Origin of the sequence: Granulicatella seriolae (assembly GCF_024543085.1) — a bacterium.
Classification (GTDB): domain Bacteria; phylum Bacillota; class Bacilli; order Lactobacillales; family Aerococcaceae; genus Granulicatella; species Granulicatella seriolae.
In genome coordinates this window covers 465,456-480,875 of sequence record NZ_JANHNZ010000001.1, presented here as the reverse complement: position 1 = coordinate 480,875, position 15,420 = coordinate 465,456, and the positions used below count along the sequence as shown (strand labels likewise).

At 42.8% G+C, this 15,420-nt stretch carries 8 protein-coding genes, 24 tRNA genes, 2 rRNA genes, 1 riboswitch and 2 other annotated features; of the genes, 30 read left to right on the top strand and 4 right to left on the bottom strand.

What is annotated here, in order from left to right; genetic code table 11:
- From NPA36_RS02230 to NPA36_RS02105, 26 genes are all read left to right on the top strand, one after another.
- Positions 1-374, top strand: a 23S ribosomal RNA gene (locus NPA36_RS02230); the annotation flags it as partial.
- Between the two features lie 112 nt (positions 375-486).
- Positions 487-602, top strand: a 5S ribosomal RNA gene (rrf, locus tag NPA36_RS02225).
- Positions 603-616: 14 nt separating this feature from the next.
- Positions 617-692, top strand: a tRNA-Val gene (locus tag NPA36_RS02220).
- Between the two features lies 1 nt (position 693).
- Positions 694-766 (top strand) — tRNA-Lys (locus tag NPA36_RS02215).
- Between the two features lie 61 nt (positions 767-827).
- Positions 828-909, top strand: a tRNA-Leu gene (locus tag NPA36_RS02210).
- Positions 910-916: 7 nt separating this feature from the next.
- Positions 917-992, top strand: a tRNA-Thr gene (locus NPA36_RS02205).
- Between the two features lie 4 nt (positions 993-996).
- Positions 997-1,068: transfer RNA gene (locus NPA36_RS02200), tRNA-Gly, on the top strand.
- A 12-nt stretch (positions 1,069-1,080) separates the two neighbouring features.
- Positions 1,081-1,166: transfer RNA gene (locus NPA36_RS02195), tRNA-Leu, on the top strand.
- Positions 1,167-1,205: 39 nt separating this feature from the next.
- A tRNA-Arg gene (locus NPA36_RS02190) sits at positions 1,206-1,279 on the top strand.
- A gap of 7 nt (positions 1,280-1,286) precedes the next feature.
- Positions 1,287-1,360 (top strand) — tRNA-Pro (locus NPA36_RS02185).
- 10 nt (positions 1,361-1,370) lie between these two features.
- Positions 1,371-1,443: transfer RNA gene (locus tag NPA36_RS02180), tRNA-Ala, on the top strand.
- Positions 1,444-1,469: 26 nt separating this feature from the next.
- A tRNA-Met gene (locus NPA36_RS02175) sits at positions 1,470-1,543 on the top strand.
- An 18-nt stretch (positions 1,544-1,561) separates the two neighbouring features.
- Positions 1,562-1,635, top strand: a tRNA-Ile gene (locus NPA36_RS02170).
- An 11-nt stretch (positions 1,636-1,646) separates the two neighbouring features.
- A tRNA-Ser gene (locus NPA36_RS02165) sits at positions 1,647-1,736 on the top strand.
- Positions 1,737-1,748: 12 nt separating this feature from the next.
- Positions 1,749-1,821: transfer RNA gene (locus tag NPA36_RS02160), tRNA-Met, on the top strand.
- Positions 1,822-1,833: 12 nt separating this feature from the next.
- Positions 1,834-1,906 (top strand) — tRNA-Asp (locus tag NPA36_RS02155).
- Between the two features lie 13 nt (positions 1,907-1,919).
- Positions 1,920-1,990 (top strand) — tRNA-Gly (locus tag NPA36_RS02150).
- Between the two features lie 9 nt (positions 1,991-1,999).
- A tRNA-Ile gene (locus NPA36_RS02145) sits at positions 2,000-2,073 on the top strand.
- Positions 2,074-2,114: 41 nt separating this feature from the next.
- Positions 2,115-2,202, top strand: a tRNA-Ser gene (locus tag NPA36_RS02140).
- Between the two features lie 19 nt (positions 2,203-2,221).
- A tRNA-Glu gene (locus NPA36_RS02135) sits at positions 2,222-2,293 on the top strand.
- 10 nt (positions 2,294-2,303) lie between these two features.
- A tRNA-Ser gene (locus NPA36_RS02130) sits at positions 2,304-2,393 on the top strand.
- 12 nt (positions 2,394-2,405) lie between these two features.
- Positions 2,406-2,478 (top strand) — tRNA-Met (locus NPA36_RS02125).
- Positions 2,479-2,490: 12 nt separating this feature from the next.
- Positions 2,491-2,563 (top strand) — tRNA-Asp (locus NPA36_RS02120).
- A 5-nt stretch (positions 2,564-2,568) separates the two neighbouring features.
- Positions 2,569-2,641, top strand: a tRNA-Phe gene (locus tag NPA36_RS02115).
- Positions 2,642-2,652: 11 nt separating this feature from the next.
- A tRNA-Gly gene (locus NPA36_RS02110) sits at positions 2,653-2,723 on the top strand.
- Positions 2,724-2,743: 20 nt separating this feature from the next.
- Positions 2,744-2,815: transfer RNA gene (locus tag NPA36_RS02105), tRNA-Glu, on the top strand.
- Positions 2,816-3,002: 187 nt separating this feature from the next.
- On the opposite strand, the gene NPA36_RS02100 is transcribed toward NPA36_RS02105, so the two are convergent.
- On the bottom strand, positions 3,003-3,833 hold the full coding sequence (locus NPA36_RS02100) for a hypothetical protein (protein WP_256944461.1): 831 nt from the start codon (positions 3,831-3,833) through the stop codon (positions 3,003-3,005).
- A 126-nt stretch (positions 3,834-3,959) separates the two neighbouring features.
- Positions 3,960-4,045, top strand: a riboswitch (SMK box riboswitch).
- Here NPA36_RS02100 and metK point away from each other — a divergent pair.
- Positions 4,043-5,242 (top strand): methionine adenosyltransferase, encoded by a 1,200-nt coding sequence (gene metK / locus NPA36_RS02095; RefSeq protein ID WP_256944460.1) that lies wholly within the window; start codon positions 4,043-4,045, stop codon positions 5,240-5,242. Its footprint overlaps the riboswitch before it by 3 nt.
- 521 nt (positions 5,243-5,763) lie before the next feature.
- Here the strand turns inward: metK and NPA36_RS02090 are convergent.
- Complete coding sequence (locus tag NPA36_RS02090) at positions 5,764-6,339, bottom strand: tRNA (mnm(5)s(2)U34)-methyltransferase (RefSeq protein ID WP_256944459.1); 576 nt, start codon at positions 6,337-6,339, stop codon at positions 5,764-5,766.
- 17 nt (positions 6,340-6,356) lie between these two features.
- Entirely contained in the window at positions 6,357-7,313 is a 957-nt protein-coding gene (locus tag NPA36_RS02085; RefSeq protein WP_407932754.1) for a TIGR01212 family radical SAM protein, read from the bottom strand.
- 225 nt (positions 7,314-7,538) lie between these two features.
- On the opposite strand from NPA36_RS02085, the gene NPA36_RS02080 reads away from it, so the two are divergent.
- On the top strand, positions 7,539-9,545 hold the full coding sequence (locus tag NPA36_RS02080; protein ID WP_256944458.1) for a LysM peptidoglycan-binding domain-containing protein: 2,007 nt from the start codon (positions 7,539-7,541) through the stop codon (positions 9,543-9,545).
- A gap of 20 nt (positions 9,546-9,565) precedes the next feature.
- Positions 9,566-9,781: a binding site (T-box leader), on the top strand.
- Between the two features lie 84 nt (positions 9,782-9,865).
- On the top strand, positions 9,866-12,277 hold the full coding sequence (gene leuS / locus NPA36_RS02075) for a leucine--tRNA ligase (protein ID WP_256944457.1): 2,412 nt from the start codon (positions 9,866-9,868) through the stop codon (positions 12,275-12,277).
- Between the two features lie 315 nt (positions 12,278-12,592).
- Here the strand turns inward: leuS and brnQ are convergent, their stop codons facing one another.
- Positions 12,593-13,906 carry a branched-chain amino acid transport system II carrier protein gene (gene brnQ / locus NPA36_RS02070; RefSeq protein WP_256944456.1) on the bottom strand — a complete coding sequence of 438 codons (1,314 nt, stop codon included), beginning with the start codon at positions 13,904-13,906 and terminating at the stop codon, positions 12,593-12,595.
- 84 nt (positions 13,907-13,990) lie between these two features.
- Positions 13,991-14,221, bottom strand: a binding site (T-box leader).
- A 508-nt stretch (positions 14,222-14,729) separates the two neighbouring features.
- Between brnQ and NPA36_RS02065 the strand changes: the two genes are divergently transcribed.
- Positions 14,730-15,398 carry a DNA alkylation repair protein gene (locus NPA36_RS02065; RefSeq protein ID WP_256944455.1) on the top strand — a complete coding sequence of 223 codons (669 nt, stop codon included), beginning with the start codon at positions 14,730-14,732 and terminating at the stop codon, positions 15,396-15,398.
- Positions 15,399-15,420: the final 22 nt, after the last annotated feature.

Genomic DNA, 15,420 nt, shown 5'->3' with positions numbered 1-15,420 from the left:
CTGTAGTCGGTCCCAAGGGTTGGGCTGTTCGCCCATTAAAGCGGTACGCGAGCTGGGTTCAGAACGTCGTGAGACAGTTCGGTCCCTATCCGTCGCGGGCGTTGGAAATTTGAGAGGAGCTGTTCTTAGTACGAGAGGACCGGGATGGACACACCGCTGGTGTACCAGTTGTTCTGCCAAGAGCATCGCTGGGTAGCTATGTGTGGACGGGATAAACGCTGAAAGCATCTAAGCGTGAAGCCCCCCTCAAGATGAGATTTCCCATCACTAAAAGTGAGTAAGACCCCTGAGAGACGATCAGGTAGATAGGCTAGAAGTGGAAGTACAGCGATGTATGGAGCGGACTAGTACTAATCGGTCGAGGACTTAACCAAAGCACGCAAGTGCCAGGAAGTCTCGAGTTAGAAACTCGAACGGTGAAAGTGGCATGGTTTTGTTAGACAGATTCAGTTTTGAGAGAGCAAAAGCTTTTTCAATCAAAAAAAGTGTGGTGACGATGGCAAGAAGGTCACACCTGTTCCCATCTCGAACACAGCAGTTAAGCTTCTTAGCGCCGATAGTAGTTGGGGGGTTCCCCCTGTGAGGGTAGGACGTTGCCACGCTTTTTAAATATGATGGGGGTTTAGCTCAGCTGGGAGAGCATCTGCCTTACAAGCAGAGGGTCAGCGGTTCGATCCCGTTAACCCCCACCATGAGTCATTAGCTCAGTTGGTAGAGCATCTGACTTTTAATCAGAGGGTCGCAGGTTCGAACCCTGCATGACTCATTCTCTTTTGAATATTTCGCTTTGATGTATTTTTAGAGAATATAATGGAATAGCTACACATGCGGGTGTGGCGGAATTGGCAGACGCACTAGATTTAGGATCTAGCGTTGAGAGACGTGGGGGTTCGAGTCCCTTCACCCGCATTTTTTAGCCGGCTTAGCTCAGTTGGTAGAGCATCTGATTTGTAATCAGAGGGTCGAGGGTTCAAATCCTTTAGCCGGCACCATGATGCGGAAGTAGTTCAGTGGTAGAACACCACCTTGCCAAGGTGGGGGTCGCGGGTTCGAACCCCGTCTTCCGCTTCATCTGTTCTAGCCGGGGTGGCGGAACTGGCAGACGCACAGGACTTAAAATCCTGCGGTGAGTGATCACCGTACCGGTTCGATTCCGGTCCTCGGCATTCAAAGGCAACTTTGAAGAAATAAATAGTTTTTCATATGCACCCATAGCTCAATTGGATAGAGTACTTGACTACGAATCAAGCGGTTACAGGTTCGACTCCTGTTGGGTGCATTTTTTACGGGAATTAGCTCAGCTTGGTAGAGCACTTGGTTTGGGACCAAGGGGTCGTAGGTTCGAATCCTGTATTCCCGATTAGTAATATGGGGGCTTAGCTCAGCTGGGAGAGCGCCTGCTTTGCACGCAGGAGGTCAGCGGTTCGATCCCGCTAGTCTCCACTTATTACCATATTTCTTTATATTTTGGCGGTGTAGCTCAGCTGGCTAGAGCGTCCGGTTCATACCCGGGAGGTCGGGGGTTCGATCCCCTTCGCCGCTATCATCTTTATTAGAACTTGGACCTTTAGCTCAGGTGGTTAGAGCAGACGGCTCATAACCGTCCGGTCGTAGGTTCGAGTCCTACAAGGTCCATTGTAGATTTCGGAGGATTACCCAAGTCCGGCTGAAGGGAACGGTCTTGAAAACCGTCAGGCGGGTAAAACCGTGCAAGGGTTCGAATCCCTTATCCTCCTTTTTAATATTATCGCGGGGTGGAGCAGTTGGCAGCTCGTCGGGCTCATAACCCGAAGGTCGTAGGTTCAAGTCCTACCCCCGCAATTTTTCTATAATGGTTCCGTGGTGTAGGGGTTAACATGCCTGCCTGTCACGCAGGAGATCGCGGGTTCGATTCCCGTCGGGACCGCTTTTTTAATAATGCGGGTGTAGTTTAGTGGTAAAACTACAGCCTTCCAAGCTGTTGTCGCGAGTTCGATTCTCGTCACCCGCTTTATGTTTGGGGCCTATAGCTCAGGTGGTTAGAGCGCACGCCTGATAAGCGTGAGGTCGATGGTTCGAGTCCATTTAGGCCCATAGATAAAAGTAGCATAAGAATAATCAATTTTCTTGCACATGGGGAAGTACTCAAGTGGCTGAAGAGGCGCCCCTGCTAAGGGTGTAGGTCGCGAAAGCGGCGCGAGGGTTCAAATCCCTCCTTCTCCGTTGCTTTTATCTTTTTATAGGCCCGTTGGTCAAGCGGTTAAGACACCGCCCTTTCACGGCGGTAACACGGGTTCGATTCCCGTACGGGTCATTGTTTTTTCGGAGGATTACCCAAGTCCGGCTGAAGGGAACGGTCTTGAAAACCGTCAGGCGGGTAAAACCGTGCAAGGGTTCGAATCCCTTATCCTCCTTTTTAATATTATCGCGGGGTGGAGCAGTTGGCAGCTCGTCGGGCTCATAACCCGAAGGTCGTAGGTTCAAGTCCTACCCCCGCAATTTTTCTATAATGGTTCCGTGGTGTAGGGGTTAACATGCCTGCCTGTCACGCAGGAGATCGCGGGTTCGATTCCCGTCGGGACCGTTTTAGGCTCGGTAGCTCAGTTGGTAGAGCACTTGATTGAAGCTCAAGGTGTCGGCAGTTCGATTCTGTCCCGAGCCATTTGGTAGAATGCGGGTGTAGTTTAGTGGTAAAACTACAGCCTTCCAAGCTGTTGTCGCGAGTTCGATTCTCGTCACCCGCTTAAATAATTAATATAATATAGGCCCGTTGGTCAAGCGGTTAAGACACCGCCCTTTCACGGCGGTAACACGGGTTCGATTCCCGTACGGGTCATCTAATCCTACTCTGAAAAGAGTCTTTTTTTTGTAAAAAATCAGAGTAGAAGTCATATCGAATGTTGGTTCTCTAGTAATATCAGTCTGCAAGGCACAAAAATTCTCCAGTTCATTTGTCAAAGATCTAAACGGTTATTACACCATTACTTTCGACGAATGAACTGGAGATTTGATTGTCTTTAGTGTTAGGAGATATAAAAGATTCCGCTGAGAAAGACAAAGCAGAGGTAATAAACTGTTAAAAATGATGCGGCTCTTGATTGAGAGTAGTTTCTTACAATAGTAGCTCTATAGATAATATAGAAAAGAATTGTGATTAGAATTAAAATGAGTGGAATTAGGTGATAGTGGTTTCTTACTAATAATATAAATAGGACGTAAGAGAGTGGTATAGCTAAGTTCAGTAATATAGAAAGAATTTTTTGAAGAGGGGCATCTTCTCCAGTTAATGGGGAGACGATATTTTCCTCTTTTTTTCTGTAGTGTTGATCTTGAATGCCTAGATAGAGAACTGCTAAAGGAATGAAGAGAATTAGGATAGAGACTGGAACAGATTTTACTTGAATGAAGTAGGATACAAAACTTATGACGCCGACTTTGAAGATGGTTTGGGTTAGTAAGAAGAAAGGATAGTAGTTATCAAAGGTATGAAATCTCTTCAAAACTAAATGATTTGCTGCTACTACTAAAGCCAATAGGATGCTAATTCTTTCACCTAGATTAAACCAGAAATAAATAATTGGTAATAGTAGGAGAACATTGCTAGCAATAACTGTTATTAGAACCAGTCTGGGATTTAACTGTTTAGAACGTTGAAATAATAGATCCTGTAGGTTTAAGAAAAATAAAAACAGCAATAGCATGAGCATCGGAACGAGTTGAAATGGTGCTACTTTGATTCCTAATAGGGTTCCAAATAACAAAAGTGCTAAAGGCGCTGTTAAGAGTGATACTAGGGGATTGGTTAAACCATCAAGAATTTGGTAGGCAATTGTCGAAAAATTTTTTGTTTTCATAGAATACCTCAATTAATTTATTTTCTTAATCATATGAATAATTAGCTCTTCTGTCAAGAATAGCCATTTTTTGTTAAAGTTTTTGTGAGCTACTGATATTATCTTTGAGTAGTGTTATAATAATTGAAGTGTCAAAATATGTATTCCCGAAAGGATTTTTTCATTATGAAAAAAGATGCCTTGTAACCGGAATAGAATGGGGGAAAAGAGTGGAAAAGAAATTATTTACATCGGAATCGGTAACGGAGGGTCATCCAGATAAGATTGCCGATCAAATTAGTGATAGTATCTTGGATGCTATTTTACGTCAGGATCCTTATGCGCGAGTTGCCTGTGAAACGGTGGTTAACACGGGACTTGTTGTCATTGTTGGTGAGGTTACAACGACTGCTGTGGTGGATTATCAGAGTGTGGTTCGTGAGACGATCAAACGGATTGGTTATAAAGATCAGCAGTTCGGTTATGATGCCGATCAAGTTGCTGTATTAATCTCGCTGGACAAACAATCACCAGATATTGCTCAAGGCGTTGATAGTGCCTTAGAATCTCGTCACAACAGCGATCAAGAGCAAGAAGTTGGTGCGGGGGATCAAGGGTTAATGTTTGGCTTTGCTATTGATGAGACCGATTCTTATATGCCCTTGCCGATTGACTTGAGCCATCGCCTGGCAGAGAGGCTGGCTTATGTTCGAAAACATAATATTTTGAATTATTTAGGGCCGGATGGCAAGGTTCAAGTGACCGTTGAGTACGATGACCAGCAACATGCTAAGCGTATCGATACTATTGTGGTATCTACACAACATTTTGAAGGAATTAGTCAGGAACAGATTCGTGCCGATATTCTTAGGGAAGTTGTTGATCCTATCGTGCCTAAAGAAATGGTGGATAAGGATACCTTATTTTATATCAATCCAACTGGAAAATTTGTGATTGGTGGACCTGTTGGCGACTCTGGTTTAACTGGCCGAAAAATTATTGTAGATACTTATGGCGGTTTTGCTAGACATGGTGGGGGTGCTTTTTCTGGTAAGGATGCCACAAAAGTTGACCGTTCTGCTAGTTATGTGGCGCGCTATATTGCTAAAAATATTGTGGCTGCTGGATTGGCCAAAAAATGTGAAATTCAGCTGGCTTATGCAATTGGTGTTGCTCAACCAGTTTCCATTGCGATAGAAACTTTTGGCACTGCTAGCGTAGCAAATGAGCTGCTTTTACTGGCTATTCGTAGGGTATTTAACCTGACACCAAATGGTATTATCTCTATGTTAAATCTTAGACGACCAATTTATTCTAAGACAGCTGCTTATGGTCACTTTGGTCGTTCATTGGAAGAGTTCTCGTGGGAAAAATTGGATAAGGTTGAGGCTTTGCAAGAGGCTGTTGCTCAAATTCAAGATCAAAACTAAATCATTATATGGCAAAAACGCGGAACTGAGTATTGGGTTCTGCGTTTTTGTTTAATATAAGGGTTCTCCAGTTAAATTTGGGGAAATCAGAGGGGATAAGAGATTTAATACCAATAGACCTATTTCTAAAGCATAAAAGAGTTTTGCGAAAAAGGTTATCAGAAATGAGAACGGTGGCTATATTTTAAGACAAAGCTGAGCCTTGGTTTTACTGGCATAGATATTTACATGGCTGTAAGGGGCTGGGCAAAAACTACAATTGGTAACCAAATAAAATAGTTCACCAGAAATCTATCCGAAATAACGGTATAAAGCATAGCTGACGCACAGTGGATGTTTCGGCTTCAGCCGATTACAGCCACGTAGACAGCTAAGCCAGTGAGACCTCGGCTCACGGCGGTGCACCGTTCTCATTTCTGATAGATTTCTGGTGAACTATTTTGTGATTTAGAATGCTTTTATTTTATTAGAGACTTTTTGCCCAACTCCTCTAATTTCTGGTAACGAATTTAGAAACGACGTTATTTAGTAGAGGCTTTTTTCTCTATGCAGTAACAAATCGGTGGGTTGTTTTTCTGGTTGATGAATTGATACTGTAGGACAGTCCATTTGCTTTGTTCTAGACTTTGTAGATAGGTCAAAAGGGCTAGGTGTTCTTCTGGTCCGCCTGCGTGTCCATGGTAGGCTACAATGACGATCCGTCCTTTTTCTTTGAGTAAATCTTGAATGTCTTGGATTGCAACAATGGTAGAACTAGCTTGGGTAATGATGGTTTTGTCGCTGCCCGGTAAGTAGCCTAGGTTAAAAATGGCGGCTGAAACGGTGGCGTCTGCTTTTAGGTAGTTTTTTAAATGACTATGGCTATCCTCAATCAAGCGTACTCTAGAGCTTAGCTGGTGGGTTTCAAGAAGCTTTTGGCTAGCGGTAATAGCCTCTGCTTGGATATCAAAGGCATAGACTAGTCCGTCCTGTCCAACTAGTTGAGCTAGTAAAAGGGTGTCATGTCCTTTACCAGCTGTTGCATCAATGACTAGGTCTCCATGAGCAACTATTTCTTTAAGCAGTTCGTGACTTTGTTTTTGGGCACTTAAAAGCATGTGAAGCTAACTCCTTTTCATTTGCGGATATCATAAATTCCTTGATAGGTTTTTCGGCGTTTGAGCTCATCTTCAATCCCGTTGAGGACTTCCCATTTGTTCAGGCTCCACATAGGGCCGATTAGGGTATCTCTTGGCGCATCTCCGGTCAGGCGGTGGATAATGACGTCTTGGGGGATGATTTCGAGTTGGTCGCAAACGATATTGGTGTATTCTTCTTGGCTCAAGAAGGTCAGGCGGCCTTGATAGTAGTCACGCACCATCTTGGTATTTCGCATCAAATGTAGCAGATGAATCTTAATGCCTTGAATATCGCTATCTAGCATAATGCGTTCGACACTCTCTTGCATCATTTGGGCTGTTTCACCGGGTAGGCCGTTGATGATGTGGGTACAAACGGGTATATTGTGTTTTCTTAAGGCTGCAACGGCATCTAGGTAGGTCTGGTAGTCGTGGGCACGGTTGATGGCTTTACTGGTTGATTCATGAACGGTTTGTAGGCCTAGTTCTACCCACAGATAGTAGCGTTCGTTTAGTTCAGCCAGATAATCGATAGTTTCTGGCGGCAGGCAGTCTGGTCGTGTGGCTATCATAATTCCTACAACACCCTCTAAACCTAATACTTGTTCATAACGCTGTCTGAGGGTTTCAACAGGGGCATAGGTGTTGGTGAAACTTTGGAAGTAGGCAATATACTTGTTGACTTTGGGCCATTTGGCATGCATCTTAGCGATCCCATCCTGGAACTGGGTTGCTAAAGGGTCGACCCGGTTTCCAGCAAAATCACCTGAGCCGCTAACACTACAGAAGGTGCAGCCACCATAAGCAACATGGCCATCGCGATTCGGGCAGTCAAAACCGCCATCCAGTGAGACTTTGAATATTTTTTCGCCAAAATAATCTTGAAAATGGCGGTTTAAACTATTATAAGGCTTGCCCATCCATGAAGTAGGGGCTTGAGTATTTGTTTCCATATGCAGCATCCAATCTATATGTGATACTTGTATCCTACTCTATTTTGAGGGATTTGCCAATAGTTGATAAGTGTTTGAGATGTTTGAAAGAGCTATATTACAAACTCTTTACTTATATTAAATGTCCATAACTTACTGGCTGTTCGTGCCACGTTCGTCTGTTCTTATCAATTGAAAAGCCTATAATTGAGAGTGACCATTCTACAGTTTGGAGGGGATAATATTATGGAAATTTCTAGAAATCAACGAATCAAAAAACAAAAAGCACGGCTACAATTTGAACAATTGAATAAGGTAAATACGAAGATGAGACAATCAATGGCGGTCCTTGGATCGACTGTTATGGTTGCTTTATATACGTCACCAGTAGCTCAAGTATTGGCGGCTGAAAAAGTACAAACGGGGACTGCAGCATTTACATCCAATCCTTTTTTGAATTCCTTAATTCCATCAGCGCAAAAGGTGTCTGAAAACAAAGATATTTATACGTCCGTTATGCTGGCACAAGCTGCCTTAGAAACGGGCTGGGGCAATAGTACCTTGTCACAATCACCTAATCACAATCTCTTTGGGATTAAAGGGGATTACCAAGGCGCATCTGTCGACATGAAAACCCTAGAGGATTCAGGTGGGCAAAATTATTACCAAATTACTGCCCAATTCCGTAAGTATCCATCTTATCAAGAGGCTTTAGAGGATTATACTGGCGTTATTTTAAATGGACCTAAATGGAATCCAGCATACTATTCTGGTGCATGGAAGAGCAATACAAGTAGCTATAAGGATGCAACGGCTTATCTAACAGGTCGTTATGCAACAGATACTGCTTATGCCTCAAAATTAAATCGAATTATCGAACAATATGATTTAACAAGGTTTGATAACGGAACGGCGATTGAATTAGCAGATGATATTGCTAACAATGGTGTCACAGACGAAACCATTAAAGTCATTGAAGGCCAACCAAGTACTAGCACTAATACACCAATTACTGGTGGCTATACCGTTAAGGCGGGAGATACTCTTTATGCCATTTCTCGGAATACTGGTGTGTCTGTTAGCACACTCTATCGTGAAAATGGTTTGAGTTCTACGAGCATTATTTACCCAGGACAAGTGCTAAAATTAGGTAGTCAAGCAGCGACTCCTGCTCCGGCACCTGTGGAAAATACAACGAAGCCTGCGACTCCTGTTACGCCTAATGTGACTAAACCGAATACTGGCGGGACAAGCTATACAGTTGTTTCTGGCGATACTCTATATGGAATTTCCCGTAAAACTGGTGCGAGTCTTACAACACTTTACAATGAAAATGGCTTGAGTTCGGCTAGCATTATCTATCCGGGCCAAGTTCTTAACGTAGGTGGACAAGCTAGTACACCAACTCCAGCACCTGTTGAGACAAAACCAGCCCCATCCACTCCAGTAGTGGAATCAGTTAGCGCAGGTTCTTATACGGTTGTATCAGGTGATACCCTATACGGAATTTCTCGTAAAACTGGTGTGGCAATTGGTACCCTTTACCAAGCCAATGATTTAAGCTCATCAAGTATCATTTATCCGGGGCAAGTGCTAAGTTTAGATGGGCAAGCTAGTACGACAGCACCTGCTGTAACGAAACCAGCCCCATCTGCTCCAGTAACGGAAGCAACAAGTTCTGGCTCATACACAGTTGTATCAGGTGATACTTTATACGGTATAGCGCGTAAGACTGGTCTAGCAGTGGATAGCTTATACCAAGCTAATGACTTAAGCTCATCCAGCATTATTTATCCTGGGCAAGTCCTTAACTTAGGTGGACAAGCTAGTACACCGACACCAGTAGCTGAGTCTAAACCAACGCCATCTGCTCCAGTAGTAGTAGAAACAACAAGCTCCGGCTCATACACCGTTGCATCAGGCGATACCCTTTATGGCATAGCTCGTAAAACAGGTGTATCTCTTACAACTCTTTACAATGCAAATGGTTTAAGCTCAAACAGCATTATTTACCCAGGTCAAGTTTTGAACTTGGGTGGGCAAGCTAGCGCGCCAGCTCCTCAAGTAACTGAAAGCACAACAAGCTCAGTAGCAGAAACTAGTTCAAACGGTTCAACTTACACGGTTAAAGCGGGTGATGGCTTGTGGCGTATCGCTAAAAATCATGGACTAACCCTTGAAGAATTAAAAGACATCAATGGTTTAGATTCTAATCTAATCCAGCCAGGCCAAATCTTGAAAGTCTCCCGCTAATCTGTTATACTAAATAGAAATATAAAGCTCACAAAGGAATAGTAAATGTGAATCTTGCCTAGAGAGTGCATGGCTGGTGAAAATGCATCAAGAAACAGATTGAACTCACCTTTTAGCTATCTACTTGAACCTGTCATTGTCTATGACTAGCGCAGTACTAGAGTAGGTCGCCTCGCCCACGTTATGGGTATGAAGAGTAACAAATTAGGTGGTACCACGACTTGTTCGTCCTATGACAAAGAATTCAACTTTGTCATAGGCTTTTTTTGTATCTAAATGTGGGAGTCGCCAAAAAATATGAAGAAGAGGACGTGTTAGGAATGACATTTAATCACAGAGTCATCGAACCAAAGTGGCAAGCTTACTGGAAAGAAAACAATACTTTTAAAACAACAGAAGATGTCGATAAGAGCAACTTTTACGCACTAGACATGTTTCCATACCCATCTGGACAAGGATTGCATGTGGGGCACCCTGAGGGTTATACAGCTACTGATGCCATTGCCCGGATGAAACGTGCGCAAAACTTCAATGTGCTACATCCTATGGGCTGGGATGCCTTTGGTTTGCCAGCAGAACAGTATGCCCTTGATACAGGAAATGACCCTGCTGACTTTACAGCTCACAACATTCAAACCTTTAAGCGCCAAATTAATGACCTAGGTTTTTCTTATGATTGGGAACGTGAAATCAATACAACCGACCCAGACTATTACAAATGGACGCAATGGATTTTCACTAAATTATATGACATGGGACTAGCCTATGAAGCAGATGTGGCCGTAAACTGGTGCCCGACATTAGGAACCGTTTTGGCTAACGAAGAAGTGATTGATGGCAAATCTGAGCGTGGTGGCTATCCAGTATTCCGTAAACCAATGAAACAATGGATGTTAAAAATCACAGCTTATGCCGACCGTTTGATTGATGACTTGGAAGAACTTGACTGGCCAGAAAGTATTAAGGATATGCAACGCAACTGGATTGGCCGCTCATATGGTGCTCAAGTAACCTTTAAAGTAAAAGATTCTGACAAGGAATTCGAAGTCTTCACCACTAGACCTGATACTCTTTTTGGTGCTAGCTATGCTGTTCTTTCACCAGAACATGATTTGGTGGCAAGTATTGTTAGTCCGCAGCAAAAACAAGCCGTTGAAGACTACCAAGAATATGCCAGCAAGAAATCAGACTTAGAAAGAACGGATTTAGCTAAAACGAAGACGGGTGTCTTTACAGGAGCCTATGCTATTAATCCAGCAAATGGCCAAGAAATACCGATTTGGATTGCGGATTATGTTTTAAGTTCATATGGGACTGGTGCTATTATGGCCGTTCCTGCTCATGATGAAAGAGACTTTGAGTTTGCCCAAACCTTTGATTTACCAATTCTTCCAGTTTTTGAGGCTCCTGATGGAATTCTACCATATACAGGTGACGGAATTCTTATCAATTCTGATTTCTTAGATGGACTAAGCAAAGATGAAGCGATTGCTAAGATGATTACTTGGTTGACAGAAAAAGGGATAGGGGAAGGCAAAGTATCTTACCGTTTGAGAGACTGGTTATTCTCTCGTCAACGTTACTGGGGTGAGCCAATCCCTGTTATTCATTGGGAAGACGGCACCACAACTACTGTTCCAGAAGACCAATTGCCTTTGACTCTACCAAAAACGGATAAGATTCAACCAAGTGGAACAGGTGAATCACCTTTAGCTGCTATTGAAGATTGGTTGTATGTCACAGACCCAATTACTGGCAAGAGAGGTCGCCGTGAAACCAACACCATGCCACAGTGGGCGGGGTCTTCTTGGTATTATGTTCGCTTCGTTGACCCCCATAACCAAGAAGAAATTGCTTCAAAAGAAAAACTAGCAGAATGGTTGCCAGTTGATTTGTATATTGGTGGGGCAGAACACGCGGTACTGCATTTGCTTTATGCCCGTTTCTGGTACAAAGTTCTATACGATTTGGGGATTGTCCCTAACAAAGAACCATTCCAAAAGCTCTTCAATCAAGGGATGATTTTAGGGGAAGGCAATGAAAAAATGTCTAAATCCAAGGGGAATGTGGTTAATCCAGACGATGTGATTAAACAATATGGAGCAGATACCCTACGTCTATACGAAATGTTCATGGGGCCATTGGATGCTGCTATCGCTTGGAGTGAGAATGGTTTAGAAGGTAGCCGTAAATTCTTGGACCGCTTCTGGAGAATGTTGGTGGATGATAAAGGCAAACTTAGAGATCGTGTAACCAAGTTTAATGATGGGAAGCTGGACAAGGTTTACCATCAAACTGTGAAAAAAGTGACAGAGGACTATGAGCATCTAAGATTCAATACGGCCATTTCGCAAATTATGATTTTTGTTAATGAAGCTTACAAGGGTGATGCTTTGCCTGTAGAGTACATGAAAGGCATTGTACAGCTACTAGCACCAATTGCGCCACATGTTAGTGAGGAGCTATGGTCTATTCTAGGTATGCAAGGATCTATTCAACACGCTGCTTGGCCAACCTATGATGAGTCTTTCTTGGTGGAAGATCAAGTTGAGGTTATTTACCAAGTCAATGGTAAAATTAAGGCTCGTGTAGAGGTGGCTGCTGACCTAAGTGGGAAAGAATTGGAGGAGCTTGCTTTAGCTAATCCAGCCATTAAGGATGCTATTGAAGGTAAGACTGTTCGAAAAGTGATTTCTATCCCTGGTAAATTGGTTAATATTGTTGCGAATTAAGGGGTAGACGGGAAAGAGCCATCAGCTCCTCGGTCAGGAATAAGAACGGTGGCATCGCCAAAAGCCCTAGTCTTTCGGCTTAGCTGTCTACGTGACTGTAAATCGGCTGAAGCCGAAACAGTCACTGTGCGTCAGCTATGCTCATACACCGTTATTCCTGACCGAGGAGCTGATGGCTCTTAAGCTGGTTCTGCTTGTTAGAAAGGCTGGATTTTTATTTACTGACTTTTATACTTGTGTGAGAAAAAATACCATCCAAAACCTTGTTGTTATAGGGATTGGATGGTATTTTGGTATTTGGAAATTGTATATATACTAATGTTTCAAATGGCGGAGGGAGATTTCGAGAAGAAGGCTGCCTAAGAAGGCTAGAGCTGAAAGGCAGACCCAACCTAGTCCTAGGTCATAAAAGGGTAGGGCTCTGAAAAGATTCGTTAGATATGGGATTTGGATTCCAGTTAAATCTAAAGCATTTAAGATAGATTGTAAAGCTGTTAGGTAAATGGTGATCTTGTAGACCAAAGTGAAGTCTTTCAGTTTATCGATTAAACCGAAAAGGATTAAGACAATGGAAACAGGATAGATGGCGATAAGAATTGGAACAGAATAACTCAATATAGCATTCAAACCAAAGTTGGCCAGTAAAAGACTGGACAGGGTCCAGACTCTGACCCATGTGACATAGGATACGCGGTGGGTCAAGGTAGTAAAGTATTGGCTAGAAGAAGTGATTAAGCCAACGCAAGTGGTCAGACAGGCTAGAGTGAAGATGATAGCTAACAAGACTGCTCCGAAAGGCCCGAATCCGTAAGTGATAGCCTGTGTCAATACTTGAGCACCATTTTCCGTGTCAGGGAATAGTCCTGCTGTGGAAGAGCCGATATAGGTTAGCATGAGGTAAATAACTAGTAGGGCAAAGCCAGCATTGATCCCAGCTTTGATAGAGTAGCGTTCTACGGCTTTTTGATCCTTGATTTGGAGGGAGCGGATGGATAGGGAGATGACTAGGCCAAAATTCAAGGCCGCCACTGCATCCATGGTGTTATATCCTTCGATAAAGCCTTTGACGGCAGGGTTAGCAGCATAAGCCAGTGTTGGTGCTGGAAAAGCGGTTGTGTCCTTAAAGACGATACCTAGAAACATTCCAACTAGTAAAAGAATCAGCAATGGTGTCAATAGCTTTCCTAGTCGGTCAACTAATTTACTAGGATTTTGCGATAACCAATAGGCTGCACCAAAAAAGAGAAGTGTGTAGAGAAAGCGTGGTAAGGTTAGAGAGATGTCAGCTGGTAGATAAGAAGCTACCACCATTTCAAAAGGTAGGCTACCTGCTCTGGGGATTCCTAAAGCTGGGCCGATGGAGAGGTAGATGGCGGACGTGAAGATAATGGCGAAGATAGGGTCAACCCGTTTGGCTAAATGATTCAAGCCGTTTGACTTGGCAACAGAGATAACGCCAAGGATGGGAATGACAATGGCAGTGATACAAAAGAAGGCAAGTGCGATAAAGCTATTGGTGCCAGCATCTTTGCCAAGAAGTGGTGGAAAAATGAGGTTTCCGGCTCCAAAAAAGAGACCAAATAAGAGCATAGAGACATAAAAAAGATTCTTTCTCGATAGGGTTTGCATGTGTTTCTTCCTTCCTGATTATAAAATAGGTCATCAGATAAGTTGAGTTAAAGATAAAAGAAAAACGCCCTCTATCCATTACGGATAAAGGGCGACTTGATTTCGCGGTACCACCTTTATTAGCTTCAGAATTTCTGAAGACACTCAAGCATATCTATCAATATGCAGCCATGATAACGGAAGCTAGCCCGTCAGCTCTTACTAGGGTTCAGAGTGAATGAAAAAAGAGGATTTTCAGCTAAGATGTATTACTGACTTTCACCATTCGTCAGCTCTCTAAAAATAAATCGACAACCTACTCGTTCTTTTATGTTATTATCATAATCATATATCTTTGAGAAGTCAACTAATTTCTATAACGATATGACTGAGGTTAATAGAAGGCTGGGGAAAATTTATTTTCTATTTTGAGAAAAGTGACTATAGATAGTGTTGTTAGGCATTGAGACTGTGATACCGTCAAAAGCCTTGGTCTAACGGTCTTAGCTGCTTACCTGACTGTAAGAGACTGGATAAAAAGTCCAAAGGGAAGTTAAATAAAATAGTTCCCCAGAAATCTATCCGAAAGAACGGTGTAAAGCATAGCTGACGCACAGTGGATGTTTCGGCTTCAGCCGATTACAACCACGTAGACAGCTAAGCCAGTGAGACCAAGGCTCACGGCGGTGCCACCGTTCCCATTTCTGATAGATTTCTGGGGAACTATTTTATGATTTAGAAAGCACTATATTACAGAATTTTTTGCCCAGCCTCCAAGTGGAAGTGTCTAGTTACATTTTAAACAATATGATATACTTATTGTAAGAATCTAGGGAGGTGTCTGGTGAATTTAGAAGAATTAAAGGAACAATTTTCCCTCAATGCTAATAAAGAAGTTGCTGTTCAAATGGAAGCTTATATGAGAAATCAGTTTCCTTACTTGGGAGTTACGTCTAAACAAAGAAAAGACCTATCAAAAGCTTTTATCAAGGAATTCAAACAAGAAGCTAAAAGAACAGATACAATTAATTGGCAAGTGGTTCACCAACTCTGGTCTATGAAACATAGGGAGTTTCAATACATTGCTACTGATTGTCTAGCTGCCACTAAGGGCTTCCTTAAGGCTGATGATTTTATACACTTGCAGATACTTGTGACCAGCAGATCTTGGTGGGATAGTGTAGACAATCTGGTCAAGACAATAGGATTTTTGGCTTTGAAGAACCCTAGTCTGGAAGTACGTTTACTTGACTGGAGCAAGGCAGACAATTTGTGGCTAAGAAGAGCAGCCATCTTACATCAGTTAGGTCGCAAAGAGTCAACTGATACTGTTCTTATGACAACCATACTTGACCAAAACTTGAATGACAAAGAATTCTTTATCAACAAAGCCATTGGATGGGCTCTACGTGACTATTCTAAGGTGAATCCTACATGGGTTTCGAATTACATTGACAGCCGCAAAGAGAAGCTGTCCAACTTATCCATCAAAGAAGGTAGCAAATACATTTAAAAACTAAAAAAGGAAGTGTCTG